Below are 13748 nucleotides of genomic sequence, written 5' to 3'. Positions count from 1 at the left end.
CGAAACTATGACTAACGAAGAAGAAATATTTTTTGAGGAAGAGGAAGATCAAGAAATTGAGTCTCAACCGCTGAGTGAGTTAATTCCTGAATTAAAGCAAATTCGAGAAATTGTTGTTTCTGGTAGTGACTGGACAACAGCAACAATACTTGATCAGCTTCTTCGCAATAATATCCAATTAACTCCAAGATTTCAAAGACGAGACGCTTGGGATATAACACTCAAAAGTAGATTTATCGAATCACTTATACTTGGGTTTCCAGTACCACAAATAGTATTAGCAACTAGTCAAGAACAAGGTAAATTTATTGTTCTTGATGGTAAGCAACGCTTGTTAACAATTCTGCAATTTTATGGCAGGAGTGATGAAAACATACCAAATAATGCCTTTGCTTTAAGAAATCTAGAATTTAGACGTGATTTAATTGGCAAAAAATATGAAGACATAAGAAGTGATTTATTTTTGAGTAGAGATACTGATAATCTTGATAATCAAACTATTCGCACTATGCTTCTGCGGAATATAAAAGACGAAAATTTCCTTTATAAAATTTTTCTACGTTTGAATGTACAAAGTACACCATTATCAGCACAAGAACTTCGACAAGCATTACATCATGGTTCATTTATCAATTTTTTAGATGATCAATCAATTAAAAGTCAAGCTCTTAAAAAAATATTCAAATCACCACATCCTGATTTTCGGATGAGAGATGTCGAATTATTGTTACGTTATGTAGGATTTCATTATTTTCTATCTAAATATAGTGGAAACCTTAAATCATTTCTTGACATGACCTGCACAGAACTTAATAAAGATTGGAATAACAAACATAATGATATTGAAAATGTAGTTAACCAATTTGAGGAAGCAGTACAAACAACTATTAATATATTTGGAGACAAAAACTTTTTTCGTATGTGGTTAAGCAATGATAAAAAATATAGAAGACGCTTTAATAGAGCAATTTTAGATGTGATGGTATTTTATTTTTCAGATGAAATTATCAGACAATCTGCTGAAAGAAATCAAGACAAAGTTCAAGAAGCTTTAAAAAAATTATGTTCATCAAATAACGACTTTAAAGAAGGTGTTGAAGGAACAACCAAAAACATTAGTCAAACTTACAATCGTTTTAGATTTTGGGGCGAAAGTCTACTAGAAGTTTTAGATGTAGAATTTAACCTACCTCAATTCGTTGATAATCGTATTATTTTCAATGGTTTGAGATAGGTTGTTATCTATAATATGTCAAAATCAGCTAGATTTCGTACTTTAACTAGAGAGTTAAATAGGTTAAAAAAACAATTTCTTCCTAAGATTAACCCAACGGGTTTATATTCTGAGAGTCAGTTATCTAAAACTGCTGCATATAGAGTTTTAGCTCATGCTGAAATTGAATCTTATCTTGAAGAAAGAGCTTGGGAAGTTGTTCAAAATGCCAAAACTCTTTGGGATGAAAGCGGTAAAACAACTCGTACTTTAATATGTCTACTTGGGTTTTCTGGTTTAACTATGGATGAACCACCAGATACACTTACACCAAAAAAGGGAAGTAAAACCGTTAAAGAGGAAAAAATCAAAATATCAAAAAAAATAAATTTAGCGTTGGAAAGTTTTAAAAGAGTTATTAGTCAAAATCATGGAGTCAAAGAAGATCATATTTTGTCCTTACTTTTACCCATAGGAATAGATAGTGATCATTTAGATCCTGCTTGGCTTGCTACCATGAATACATTTGGAGAAAAACGAGGTCTTGTCGCACATACTTCAGCTACATCATACATGACTACTCAAACTCCAGATCCTGCAAATGAATTAAATACTGTAAACCAAATTACTGATGAACTTTTAAGAATAGATGAATTAATCAATAATTTGATAGAATAAAATGTAAAATATTCTTACTTTGAAAAAATCAAACAACATGAACTTAAAAGATATCAAACAAAAACTATTCCCCATCATCAAAATCATCTCCACCACACTCATCACCAGCGCCATTGGCTTAGAATTATGGAATCTCCAAACATCAATAACCAATAACCAACTACCCAGTATCTTAACACCAGCTTTAATCATTGCCCATATTGCCCTATCCGCTCATTTTATTGAAGCATTAATTGCCGCTTATTATGCCCCAACACGCAATCAGACAGCAATCAAATATGCAACTTATACATTTTTTGTCGGTACAGTTGGTTTATTAGAATTGTGGGAAAATCAGGATATAGCAGCAGTTAGCAGTCAGAAAGAAGAATAATCTCAAACCTAAATTAAGGAACTGCAAGTTGATATAATTGCCCTTTTGAGGTCGCCGCGAGATTAGATTGGGCTAAACTCTTAATCTCATTCTGTCAGTAGAATCTCAGTGGCTTGGCTCCCTGAGAGTGTCAATCCTACAGCCTCCTTAGTGGAAATAGATAACTCGCGCATCTATCCTATGGTATTTCAACACGCTAGATAAACACTCGGCTTCTTCTCTTTTACTAGAACTCCCAGCGTATATATAAGTCCCAAGCCGATGCTTGGCTAAAAATGCGTCAGAAACATAGCTTCTGACAACATTTAATAATTGATCTGAATTGCCAGGAACAACAACCACATACGGGCGGTTTGGCACTTTACCAATGACGATCACATTATTCTGCTGGACAGTATTCACCGATTTGCTAACTTGAGGCAAACTTAGGGGAATACAATTGGGTGCTTGCCCCCAAGCCTTGGATAATAAACTATGCCATAAAACAGTTGTAACTATGGCTGTAATTAGATACTTGTTCATACCATTTTAGATTTTAGATTTTTTTTATACCACATTTGTAATTACATAAACAGATTTTTCAGTCAAGGATGAAAGTCAAGGATGAAAGCCAGGGAATAAATTCCCTGTCTAAAAGCTAAAGTCGGTTAAAACCGACTAAGTAGGTCAACATAATAAAACCAAATTGTGTAAAGAAAAGTAAAATCTCCAAAAACCTCTTCACTCTTGCTTCTTGCCTCTTGCCTTTCCACAACGATAATTTTTAACGCCGACCTACTTACTTAGGCATAAATAGGATAATTTTTGATTTTGAGTTAACCAGAGTGCGTTCAAACGCACTTTAGCTTTGAGACCGGAAATTCATTTCTGGGCGAGTTTGTCAGCAAACAGATAAGCCATTTTTAGCCTAAGTTAACACCAATGACTCCAACCATCCTCCACCTGTTTGAACTATCCTTATACTTGAAACCAAAATCTAAAATTTACAATGCTAAGAGCCGGAATTGTCGGACTTCCCAACGTCGGAAAATCAACCTTATTTAACGCTGTAGTCGCTAACGCTAAGGCTGAAGCCGCTAACTTCCCATTTTGTACCATTGAACCCAATGTTGGCATGGTCTCAGTCCCCGACGACCGGTTAAACGTTTTAGCAAAAATTGCTACCTCAGTACAAACAGTACCCGCCCGTGTCGAATTTGTGGATATTGCCGGTTTAGTTAAAGGTGCAAGTCAAGGAGAAGGACTGGGTAATCAATTTTTATCCCACATTCGGGAAGTTGATGCCATAGTTCATGTTGTCCGTTGTTTTGAAAACGATGATATCATTCACGTAGCCGGTTCTGTTGACCCAGCGCGAGATATTGAAATCATTAATTTAGAACTTGGTTTATCTGACTTATTCCAAATTGAAAAACGGATTGATAGAAGTCGCAAACTCGCACGCACTAGCAAAGATGCCCAGGTTGAAGTAGAAATTCTCGAAAAATTAGCCGCTGCTTTAAATGAAGGCAAATCTGTCCGTCAAGTTGGTTTGAATGCCGAAGAATCGGAAATTATCAAAGGCTTAGGACTACTTACCAATAAACCCATTATTTACGCTGCTAATGTTTCTGAAGAAGATTTAGCCACAGGTAATGATTTTGTTGAGAGAGTTCGAGAAGTTGCTGCGGTCGAAAATGCCCAAGTTGTCATTGTTTCTGCTCAAGTAGAAGCGGAATTAGTAGAATTACCAGAAGCAGATAAAGCTGATTTTCTGGAATCTTTAGGTGTAAAAGAAGGTGGTTTAAAATCTTTAATTCGCGCAACTTACACTCTATTAGGTTTGCGGACTTATTTCACCTGTGGACCGAAAGAAACCCGCGCTTGGACAATTAATGCCGGAATGTCTGCACCTCAAGCCGCAGGAGTTATTCACTCTGATTTTGAACGGGGATTTATTCGGGCTGAAACTGTGGCTTATCATGATTTAGTAACTCATGGTTCAATGAGTGCAGCCAAAGAAAAAGGCTTAGTCAGAAGTGAAGGAAAAGAGTATATTGTCCAAGAAGGTGATGTACTATTATTCCGATTTAATGTGTAAATAATCTTTAACAGGGAACAGGGAACAGAAAAGATAAATATTCTGCTTTCTTTCTTCTTTCTGACTCGGTGATAACTAAATGATCAGGTGCGTTACATTATTGATAACGCACCAGTAACTTATTCTACAAAATCAGGACGCGCTTGTTGATTGAATTTAAATTTTTCTGCTAATAATTCCCACTTTTCCTGCTCAATTATATGAATAAATTCAGACAAATTTTCGCGGTATTGATGAAGAGAATGTAATAATGCTTGGCGATTATATTGCGCCATCATTACCCCTAATTCGGGATTTCCACCCCCAACCCTACTTGTATCTCGAAACCCTGAACTAGCAAAATTTTGGGCTAAGGCCGCGATTTCTGGATCTGTTTCACTTAAACAAGCTGCTATCAAAGAGGCACTCACAATTACAGGTAAATGAGAAATCCAACTCACAGCGCGGTCATGTTGTTCTGGTTGACAATGGTAGATAATAGAACCGAGCGATCGCACAATTTCCTCTACAATTGTCACAGCATTACTAGGTGTTGTTGCCACAGGCGTTAATACATAAGGCCGATTAACAAATAAATTTCGCTGTGCTGCTTCTATACCCGCGTCTGTTTTTCCCGCCATCGGATGACCACCGACAAAATTTTCCCACACAGGAGAAATTGCCTCAACTATAGGCATTTTAACTGAACCAACATCAGTAACAATAGTAGCCTTTGGTAAATGAGTGATCAACTCTTTCACTTGGGGGACTATCAATCCTATAGGGGTACAAATAAATACAACTTCGGCTGATGCCAACAAGCTCAAGTCCAACGACGCTTGATCAACGCTACCAAGGTTAATTGCCTTTTCACAAGTTGATTGACGACGACTGACACCTAAAACATGGTGTCCTTGCGAACGTAAATCGAAACCTAAGCAACCGCCTATAAGTCCCAGTCCTAAAATACCAATTTTCATCGTCATCTGGAAAATTTAATTTGTACTTATTCTCTCAATACTTTACCAACTTCAACTCTCAAAGTTGGCAATAGCAGGGTAGATTAATGAATTTAGAAGCAGAATTAATCGCAACCTAGGCAGAATCGGTTGTCAACTTTAGTGGTCTTAACCTAACAGAATCAAATTTTAGTAATGTCCATAAATCGAAAAAATCTAAGCATCTTGGGAATAGTAAGTTTGCACGAGTCGTAAATTTAACTAGCAAATTGTCCCGATGTGACACATTTGAGACTGAAATAGCAAATAACTATAGCATTTTTCCATTTACAGCAGTCAGCTTTGACTTCTTTTTCGCTGCTATAGCAATTATTAGGCTAGAAACTGATGAAAAAAGTTAATATCTACCGCTTTTGTGATTATGCTTTGATGGCTTTAATATCCTGTACCGTGGCTGTAAGTAAAGTTTCCCCAGCTTTGACTCAGACAGTTTCTCTAATTAACCCCACACCCGCACCTACTGCTAACTTAATTTGGCCGACCCAAGGGATTCTTTCCCAAGGTTTCCGTAAATATCAGCATGAGGGAATTGATATTGCGGGTGCAAAAGGGACTCCAATTTTAGCTGCTGCTGCTGGTACAGTCGTGAAAGCTGGTTGGGATGATTGGGGATTAGGCAATTTTATCGAAATTAAACATTTTAATGGCAATGTAACAGTTTACGGACATAATAGCCGTTTATTAGTAAGTAAAGGTCAACAGGTCAAACAAGGTCAAATTATTGCCGAAATGGGTTCAACAGGCAATAGCACCGCCCCTCATTTGCATTTTGAATTTTATGCAGATGGTCGTTTAGCTAGTAATCCTCTCAGTTTATTACCGTCTGCCACCATCGCAAAAACACCAGTAAATAAACCAATTACCCCAATTCTACAACCAGTTTTATCTGTAAGTAATAATACTGATTGTGATGGAACTACAGTTATGACAGGGGAGACAACAACAGTCAGTATAAAAGTTTGCGAAGAACATGGTCAGTTATTTTATGTGGGGAAATTGAAACAAGAACCAAGTCAAGTTTTAAAAATTCGGGCTTGGAAGCTTGACAATCACAAATATCAGGCAGATAATGGGACTTTTTCCTACTTAATTAGTCCAGAAAAAATAGAAATTTGGCGCAATGGGAGTCCAATTCGTGCGGATAGTTTTCTCACTTCTCATGGTTTAGGGAAATAAAAATACTAACCTCTTTATGTAATTGATGATTTCATTACAAATACCTGATGTGACAGTTCAAATGGCGGAATATATTAGCCAACATATTGTCATAAAGAAGTATAAAATCAATGAAGATTAAAACTAGACAAAAGTATCACAAAATTTCACATCAAGGAGCAGATGATTATGGAATATTTGGCTTATTCCTATATGTATATAGAGGATGAAAGGACAAATGAAAATTTTGCATTAAGTCTTCCGAAATCGTCATTTAATTGGCGGAAAATTTTTAAATCTTCTGCATGGTTAACTTTGGCCGGTGTAACTATATTACTAGCTACAGTGACTCAAATGCAGTTTGCTTCGGCTGAATATGCCAGCACGAATGGAAGCTGTCTTTATATTCGCACTGGACCTAGCACTGCAAATTCATCTGTAGCCTGTGTCCGCAATGGTACATACGTTGGTGAAACTGGTAGTGTTAGAAATGGGTTTGCGAGAATTTCTTCGGGACGTTACCGAGGATACTATGCTGCTGAAAGATGGATTGGTAATACTCCTGGACGTTCTCACCGCAGATATCGTTCTGGCTACGGTGTTGGGGGTAGGGTAACGGTAGAATATGGCGCAAGAGGCGAACGAGTCAGAGAAATCCAAAGAGCTTTAGGGATTAGAGTTGATGGCGTTTACGGTTCACGAACCATTAATGCAGTTCGTCACTTCCAAAGACGTAACGGACTGCGTGTAGATGGCGTTGTTGGTTATCAAACTCGGAGAGCTTTAGGCATTTAGCTTAAGTAATTTTTGACAATTTGCAGGATGCGTTCTGCTGCATGGCCATCGCCAAAGGGATTAATGGCGGTGGCCATTTTGCTGTAAGCGTCGGGATTGCTGAGTAGTTCACTAGCGGCTGTGACGATATTTGCGGTTTGTGTCCCTAGGAGTTTGGCTGTCCCAGCGGTGACTGCTTCTGGTCTTTCGGTGGTATCTCTGAGAACTAACACCGGTTTACCCAGACTGGGGGCTTCTTCTTGCAAGCCACCGGAATCGGTTAAGATTAAATGCGATCGCTCAATAGCTCCCACTAATTCGGCATAATCCAAGGGTTCTGTTAAGAAAATGCGGGAATGATTCCCTAATAACTGTTGCAATGGTTCTCTAACTGTGGGATTTTTATGTAATGGCAGTAATAAGGCTGTATCAGGAAATTGCTCTAAAATTTGTAAAAAACTTTCAGCGATGTCTTGCAGCGGTGATCCCCAATTTTCCCGTCTATGAACTGTTGCCAATATTGTCCTATATTTGCTCCAGTCTAAACCTGGTATATTGCAAACTGGTTTTTTGGCAGCCACATTTAATAAGGCATCAATTACCGTATTTCCTGTTAAGTGAATTTCTCCTAACACCCCAGAATTTTGTAAGTTTTCCACCGCCAAAGTAGTCGGCGCAAAATGCAATTGTGTAAGCTGGGAAATCAACCTTCTATTAGCTTCTTCGGGAAAAGGATTAAATAAATCATCAGTCCTTAAACCTGCTTCCACATGACCTACAGGGATTTTTTGATAAAAAGCTGCCAAGGTGGCTGCAAAAGCTGTTGTTGTATCTCCTTGCACAATTACAAAATCTAACTTTTGGGCTTGAAATAATGCTTCTAAACCTTGTAAACTTCTACAGGTAATATCATTAAGAGATTGTTGACGCTGCATAATCTCTAAATTCCAATCGGCTTTGAGTTTGAACAATTGCATCACTTGTTCAACCATTTCTCGATGTTGTCCTGTGAGAATTACCTGCAATTCAAAATCTGGAGAATTTTGAAAAACTTGAATTACTGGTGCTAGTTTAATAGCTTCGGGACGAGTTCCTAAAATAATGCCAATGCGGTGTTGATTAGTCATTAGTCAAATAATTACAATTTACTTTTATTTGCACTTCCCCAAGATGGTAATTAGTTTTTTAGATAATTATACCAAATTATTGTCTACTCCTTTCGGATAAAACTATAGCCTGTAGATGCTTGGGAGTCTACTTGTACTTGAACTAACATAGCCTTACTGATGCGATCACGATCGCCCCATGATAAAAATTTGATTCTCCCTGTCACACCTGAAAAAGCAAAATTATGACTTAAAGCTTGTTGAATACCTATTCTAGTATTACCATTTTTTTCCATAGCAATAGCTACTGTTTTAGTAGCATCAAAAGCCGTAGCTGTCCGCCAAGTAATTAAAATTTGTTCACCCCAAATCTGATTAGCACTTTTGACAAATTCTTTATTTTCTAAATCATTAATTTGCCAAGGAACTGCCATAATCATACCATTAACTGCATTACCAGCAGCCAGAGTTGTTTGTGTTTGTAAACTAGGATTTCCTAATAATAATAACTTACCTTGATTACTTTTAGCAATTTCCAGAGCTTGATTAATTCTATCAATATGAGGATTCAGCAGAATAGTATTGACATTTTGATTAATAGCATTTTGAATAATTTTATCACTTTGAAAGTTATTAGCAGAAAAATCACAATGAATATCACTAATTAATTCTAAATTTCTGTTATTAATAGTATTAATAAAAGCCTGAATGAAAGATTGATCCGTTGCTTGAGAATCACTGCAAATAAGAATCTTACTTTTATCATTATTTTTGGCATATTCCGCCAGAGTTTCCGCAATTACATGAGAACTAATTACAGTTCTATAAATATAATTACCATTGGTTTGATCTTCACGGTCAGTTAATTTTGTAGAACTACTGGTTGGGGAAATCATCACCAATTTGCCAGATTGATATATATTAGAAGCTGGTACGGTAGCATCACTGCTATTATGACCAATTACAGCTAAAATATCTTTATTTTTGACAAATCTTGCCGCTATTTGTTGAGCTATTTCTGGGTTATTATTGTCATTAGTAATTTGAATTTGTAGAAATTTACTATTCACTCCACCATCATGATTTATCTCTTGTTGAGCTTGTGCGACTCCTCGCAGGATTTCTTGCGCTACGGGAGGATTACTACCTATCGGTACAGCTACACCAATTTTGATTACTTCTTTATTTCCAACCTTCGCATTTTCTAAATATATTCTAGCTTCTGGATCATTAGGATAATCTTGTAAATAGGTGGTAAATTTTTTAATTGCCAGATTATAATTTTTCCACCAAAATGCTGTTATAGCTGCTTGTTTATCCAAATTAGTTGGAGAATTAAATAATATTTTCTCCCCATAACTAAACCGATTTCGCAATTTGATTTCCTGGAAACTCAGCCATGAAATAGCACCGATAATTACTAATAACATCGTAGCTATTGCTGACTGTAAAACTATTTTTTGTAAATTGCGAGGTTGGGGATATTTGAGTAATGCTGCGGCTGGATTTTGAAAAATTACAGGTATCCAAGAAGCACAAGGATATTGATTTTCTAATTCTTCCTGTAAACGCACACGCGCTTGTTGTACAGAAATATATAAAGATTCACCAGACGCAAAAACTGTGAGAAAATATTCTAGAAAATGTTGAGCAACAATATCAGGAACAGGTTCTCGCATCACAATTGTATAAGGTATGCGTAAATCAGCTAAATTACGCGCTAATCCTAAACCATCACAAGAATTAAAAATTGCTAATTTCAATCCTTTTTTGACAGCATATCCCAGAGTATGACGCAACTGTAAAAGTGATAAAGTTTCATTGTCATTAATTTGAATTTCTCCCCAACTATCACCTTCTTGACTGCAACTATGTCCGGCAAAAAATAAAATATCCCAAGGTTGATACCATAATTTATTAACAAGTTCTTGACGCGAAGGTTGCAGCAAAGGTTCAATAATTGCCCCTGGTAATTTTGCGGTCAATGCTTGTAAATCTGGTTGAATATCAATCCCTTGACTATTACCTAAAATAGCCAGAATTTTTACCGGACTTTTTAATTTAATTTTGGATGGTTCATACTCAGAACTAATGACAACTTCAGGTTGAATATGACTGGTATGAAATATTTCCCACAAATGCCAAGGAAGTCTTCTTAAAAGTGAATCTTGTGTTTGTACAATAAATCTGACATTATGCCAATCACCGATTTTTTGTAAAAATTGCCGTTCTAATTTTCTCACAGATGGTTGATTTAACCAATTATTAAAACTAGACTGGAATTTTTTAGCAGCAGTATCACAAATCTCTGTAGTAGATACATTGGTAATTTGAGTTTGAGGTACAGTGATTAACCAATTACCAGGCAATTGATAATAAGCTGATTGCCATTCATAATAAGTTTGAGGAATTTCTAAATCTGGTGGGAACCTGCCAGAAATTTCTGCGAAATGGGGTTTACCGTCTTCCCCAATTCTGATTTTTACAGGAAATCCTTTTTCAAAACTACCTTCTCCAATCTCGAATATAATCAGCTTACCCACTGTTTTTACCCTAATTGATTTGTCTAGTTAAATGACAAACTTTTTATAATAGTCTATGTAGGTTGGGTTGAACAACGTGTTCGCGTAGCGTGCCGTAGGCATAACCCAACATCTTTGCGAATTGCTTGGGTTTCGCAAAGCCTTAACCCAACCTACAACTAATTTATTTGTCTGGTTAAATGACAAACTTTTCCGTAATGGTTGCATTATTTAGAGTAACCCGGATTTGGAATTTTTCACCCATTTCAGCACAAAATTTTAATTGAATGTAATTATCTCCTTGTTCTCTGGCTTTAACTTCTAAAAATGGCTGGCCATTTTCATATAATCCTGATAATAGTAAATCTGCTGGTAAATAAATTTTATTTCCCATTGGGTATACTCGCAAAAGCACAGCAAAAGTTTTATCTAGTTTGGGTAATATAGCCACCATTAAAGCTACAGGTTTCCCTGATAACTGCATTCCTAAATCCATAATTCGTCTAGCAGTAACAACAGGATGATTTGGTGTAATTGTCCATAAAATCTCTGCTAGAGTCCAACGAATTTCTTCATCATTTGTAGTTTGTAAAAGATGAACAAGAATATCCATTACTTCTACATCTGAATTTTCTAATAATGTTGATGGTAAGATTTTCCTCCAACTGCGCTGGGGATATAATTGTTCAATAACTTGCCAAACTTTTTTGGATGTATCTATTTCAAATCCCCGCACTTTTGCAGAACGAAAGGCTAATTGCGAAGTTTTTTGTAAAGCTAATTCCTCAATACTTTGCCATTGAGATGTATATATTCCCTCTAACCATTGTCTTAATTGTATACCCGAAGATTGATGATAATGTTCTAGGAAAAGTTCTAATGGTTGTAACTGTTCTAGTTTAATTTCTGTTGTGGTAACTTGGGGTAAAAATCCTCTGATTTTGGCTTCTTGGCAGGTTTGATTAATTTCTACTACCACATAACCAAAACGATGATGCCAAACTTCAGGAGGAATATAACAAATCTGATCTCCTGTTCTGATATATCTACATTCTAAATGTCCAATTCCAGTTAATAATAAATCTGCTACATTTCCAGCTATTCTTCCCCAATAATCCCAACTATGACTAGCTTCTAATGTAGTAGAAATATCTAACATTTGCAAGTAGTTATTCACAACTTGTACAGCTAAAGTATTCAGATATACGAGTTTTGCTTTTTCTGGATTTGGTTGTTCTTGGGCAAATTGTAAAGCTGTATCTCGGAACTTTGCCGAAATAGGAATAGAAATGCTTTGTTGTTCAGTAGGATAATTCATAATTTATATATCAAAGTAACCTTCGCTATCAAAATAAGCTTGGGATTTACCAAAATTGAGCAGACGGGGAAAACATTGACGTTGATAGAAATTGCTAAGAGTTGCTACAGGTATACCAAACTCTACAGATAAATCTAGCCAAGATTTTTCTGGTGGTAAACGACGAGTAATTAAAATGTAACTATTAACATCTGGACGATTTCGGATATGAATACGTTTTAGTTCTGGAGAATTTGTTTTTAACCATTCTTGAATTTCATTTAATATTGGTCTTGGTTCTGTAGGTGCAGGAATTAAACTTGCAGGATCTATTTGATCATTTTCTTCTAAGAAAAAATCGAATTTACTTTTTTGTTCATAATAACTAATCCGTTTATCTTGTAACCGATAACTGAAGTAATTGTTAATCCAAGTAATCACGCTACTTTTATCAGGATTATAAGGTTCTTTTGCGCTAGTAGCTTCACAAAGATTACGGCAAAAAAACCACCAAGTTTCCTGTAAAGCTTCTTCGGCATCAGGTATACCTGTACCGCGCAATAATTTACCTGTTTTTTGAATTAGTAAAATAATCTGATTTAATCCTTTTTGACGGGCTAGACTACCACTAGGATGTTGACAAGTTTCTTGAATAAGTTGGAGGATTTTTACTTCTAATTCATCCATTTGATTAGGTTAGTTTGATTTTGATACATAATACCATTTTCTTGAAATTGCTATAAAGATGCAAAAAGATTTTTTGGCGTTGCTGATTAAGGGTATGAATTTTAGTCTCACGCAAAGGCGCAAAGACGCACTGAGGTTTGAGTTTTAAAGGTTCAATTTGGGAATTTCATACCTCAATTTAGCAACACCGATTTTTTCTATCTCTTATCAATGTTCATCTTCTTAATTAAAGCAAGCGTCTGAAGATTTACTTATTGTTTATTTTCGGAAATAACTTGATAACATATTGAGATTCAGCTATTTCTACTTGTTGTTGAAATAGTTCAGATGCTCTTTGCAAATCGGCAGTAGCCCCATTTTCATCTCCTAGTTCACGACGGTTAAGACCTCTATTCAAGTAGGCTAATGCAATATTAGGATTAAGACGTAAGGCTTGGTTGAAATCTTCAATCGCTCCTTTTATATCTCCTGATTCAAATCGGGCTTCACCACGCTTGATATAAAACTTTGGATCTTGAGAATTAACTTGTACTAACAGTAATCTTGATTCTCTTCCTGACTCTAAAATATTCGGCACATTTTGAGCATCAACTTTAGAGCTATATAATATTGCTCCTAGTACAAAAACCAAACTTGTTAATTTTGATAATTTCATTTTGTTTTCCTTCTTCAACTAAGAATTTTTCAGATTTATCAACACCTTTGCCATAGTGCAAGACAAGAGAACTGCTACTAATAACAGCTACATTAAATGAGGTGTAAATTCTGGCTGGCTATTAACCGCCACCACCGTCACCGCCACCACCGTCACCGCCACCGCCACCACCGTCACCGCCACCACCGTCACCGCCACCACCACCGCTCC

General features: G+C 36.3%; 13 protein-coding genes. 6 read left to right on the top strand and 7 right to left on the bottom strand.

Annotated elements, in window-relative coordinates; translation table 11 throughout:
- Positions 1–7 precede the first annotated feature (7 nt).
- The 3 genes from FJR09_RS18250 to FJR09_RS18240 are packed head-to-tail and all read left to right on the top strand — an operon-like array spanning position 8 to position 2264.
- Entirely contained in the window at positions 8–1234 is a 1227-nt protein-coding gene (locus tag FJR09_RS18250; protein ID WP_235082129.1) for a DUF262 domain-containing protein, read from the top strand.
- Positions 1235–1249: 15 nt separating this feature from the next.
- Positions 1250–1891 (top strand): HEPN domain-containing protein, encoded by a 642-nt coding sequence (locus FJR09_RS18245; RefSeq protein ID WP_015083259.1) that lies wholly within the window; start codon positions 1250–1252, stop codon positions 1889–1891.
- Positions 1892–1928: 37 nt separating this feature from the next.
- Positions 1929–2264, top strand: coding sequence for a hypothetical protein (locus FJR09_RS18240; protein ID WP_015083260.1), 336 nt, complete (start codon positions 1929–1931; stop codon positions 2262–2264).
- 147 nt (positions 2265–2411) lie between these two features.
- Here the strand turns inward: FJR09_RS18240 and FJR09_RS18235 are convergent, their stop codons facing one another.
- Positions 2412–2786: a hypothetical protein gene (locus FJR09_RS18235; RefSeq protein WP_015083261.1), complete on the bottom strand. Its 375-nt coding sequence runs from the start codon at positions 2784–2786 to the stop codon at positions 2412–2414.
- A gap of 466 nt (positions 2787–3252) precedes the next feature.
- On the opposite strand from FJR09_RS18235, the gene ychF reads away from it, so the two are divergent.
- On the top strand, positions 3253–4344 hold the full coding sequence (gene ychF / locus FJR09_RS18230) for a redox-regulated ATPase YchF (RefSeq protein ID WP_015083262.1): 1092 nt from the start codon (positions 3253–3255) through the stop codon (positions 4342–4344).
- Positions 4345–4463: 119 nt separating this feature from the next.
- Here ychF and FJR09_RS18225 read toward each other — a convergent pair whose 3' ends face one another.
- Positions 4464–5303, bottom strand: coding sequence for a prephenate/arogenate dehydrogenase (locus tag FJR09_RS18225; RefSeq protein WP_041458582.1), 840 nt, complete (start codon positions 5301–5303; stop codon positions 4464–4466).
- Between the two features lie 366 nt (positions 5304–5669).
- Here FJR09_RS18225 and FJR09_RS18220 point away from each other — a divergent pair, with 366 nt between their 5' ends.
- Together FJR09_RS18220 and FJR09_RS18215 are read left to right on the top strand one after the other, a co-directional pair.
- Positions 5670–6518 carry a M23 family metallopeptidase gene (locus tag FJR09_RS18220; protein ID WP_174782930.1) on the top strand — a complete coding sequence of 283 codons (849 nt, stop codon included), beginning with the start codon at positions 5670–5672 and terminating at the stop codon, positions 6516–6518.
- A gap of 168 nt (positions 6519–6686) precedes the next feature.
- The gene (locus FJR09_RS18215; RefSeq protein WP_015083266.1) at positions 6687–7292 is read left to right on the top strand and encodes a peptidoglycan-binding domain-containing protein; all 606 of its coding nucleotides are present in this window, start codon (positions 6687–6689) and stop codon (positions 7290–7292) included.
- On the opposite strand, the gene wecB is transcribed toward FJR09_RS18215, so the two are convergent.
- The 5 genes from wecB to FJR09_RS18190 all read right to left on the bottom strand — a co-directional run bounded on the left by wecB (position 7289) and on the right by FJR09_RS18190 (position 13538).
- Complete coding sequence (gene wecB / locus FJR09_RS18210) at positions 7289–8398, bottom strand: non-hydrolyzing UDP-N-acetylglucosamine 2-epimerase (RefSeq protein ID WP_015083267.1); 1110 nt, start codon at positions 8396–8398, stop codon at positions 7289–7291. The genes FJR09_RS18215 and wecB overlap by 4 nt on opposite strands.
- A gap of 83 nt (positions 8399–8481) precedes the next feature.
- Positions 8482–10920 (bottom strand): ABC transporter substrate-binding protein, encoded by a 2439-nt coding sequence (locus tag FJR09_RS18205; RefSeq protein ID WP_015083268.1) that lies wholly within the window; start codon positions 10918–10920, stop codon positions 8482–8484.
- Between the two features lie 175 nt (positions 10921–11095).
- Positions 11096–12217 carry a DUF1822 family protein gene (locus FJR09_RS18200; protein WP_015083269.1) on the bottom strand — a complete coding sequence of 374 codons (1122 nt, stop codon included), beginning with the start codon at positions 12215–12217 and terminating at the stop codon, positions 11096–11098.
- 3 nt (positions 12218–12220) lie between these two features.
- Positions 12221–12883 (bottom strand): sigma-70 family RNA polymerase sigma factor, encoded by a 663-nt coding sequence (locus FJR09_RS18195; protein ID WP_168651283.1) that lies wholly within the window; start codon positions 12881–12883, stop codon positions 12221–12223.
- A 247-nt stretch (positions 12884–13130) separates the two neighbouring features.
- On the bottom strand, positions 13131–13538 hold the full coding sequence (locus tag FJR09_RS18190) for a tetratricopeptide repeat protein (protein ID WP_051155247.1): 408 nt from the start codon (positions 13536–13538) through the stop codon (positions 13131–13133).
- Positions 13539–13748: the final 210 nt, after the last annotated feature.

Source organism: Dolichospermum sp. UHCC 0406 (assembly GCF_009712025.1).
GTDB lineage: Bacteria > Cyanobacteriota > Cyanobacteriia > Cyanobacteriales > Nostocaceae > Dolichospermum > Dolichospermum lemmermannii.
Note: the sequence above shows the minus strand (reverse complement) of the source record. Positions and strands in the feature narration are given on the sequence as shown.

Bases quoted from the DNA above. Each gene is read 5' to 3' on its own strand.
- FJR09_RS18200 (WP_015083269.1), bottom strand. From the start codon at position 12,217: ATGAATTATCCTACTGAACAACAAAGCATTTCTATTCCTATTTCGGCA.
- FJR09_RS18245 (WP_015083259.1), top strand. From the start codon at position 1,250: ATGTCAAAATCAGCTAGATTTCGTACTTTAACTAGAGAGTTAAATAGG.
- FJR09_RS18250 (WP_235082129.1), top strand. From the start codon at position 8: ATGACTAACGAAGAAGAAATATTTTTTGAGGAAGAGGAAGATCAAGAA.
- FJR09_RS18215 (WP_015083266.1), top strand. From the start codon at position 6,687: ATGGAATATTTGGCTTATTCCTATATGTATATAGAGGATGAAAGGACA.
- FJR09_RS18235 (WP_015083261.1), bottom strand. From the start codon at position 2,786: ATGAACAAGTATCTAATTACAGCCATAGTTACAACTGTTTTATGGCAT.
- FJR09_RS18220 (WP_174782930.1), top strand. From the start codon at position 5,670: ATGAAAAAAGTTAATATCTACCGCTTTTGTGATTATGCTTTGATGGCT.
- FJR09_RS18190 (WP_051155247.1), bottom strand. From the start codon at position 13,538: ATGAAATTATCAAAATTAACAAGTTTGGTTTTTGTACTAGGAGCAATA.
- wecB (WP_015083267.1), bottom strand. From the start codon at position 8,398: ATGACTAATCAACACCGCATTGGCATTATTTTAGGAACTCGTCCCGAA.
- ychF (WP_015083262.1), top strand. From the start codon at position 3,253: ATGCTAAGAGCCGGAATTGTCGGACTTCCCAACGTCGGAAAATCAACC.
- FJR09_RS18225 (WP_041458582.1), bottom strand. From the start codon at position 5,303: ATGAAAATTGGTATTTTAGGACTGGGACTTATAGGCGGTTGCTTAGGT.
- FJR09_RS18195 (WP_168651283.1), bottom strand. From the start codon at position 12,883: ATGGATGAATTAGAAGTAAAAATCCTCCAACTTATTCAAGAAACTTGT.
- FJR09_RS18240 (WP_015083260.1), top strand. From the start codon at position 1,929: ATGAACTTAAAAGATATCAAACAAAAACTATTCCCCATCATCAAAATC.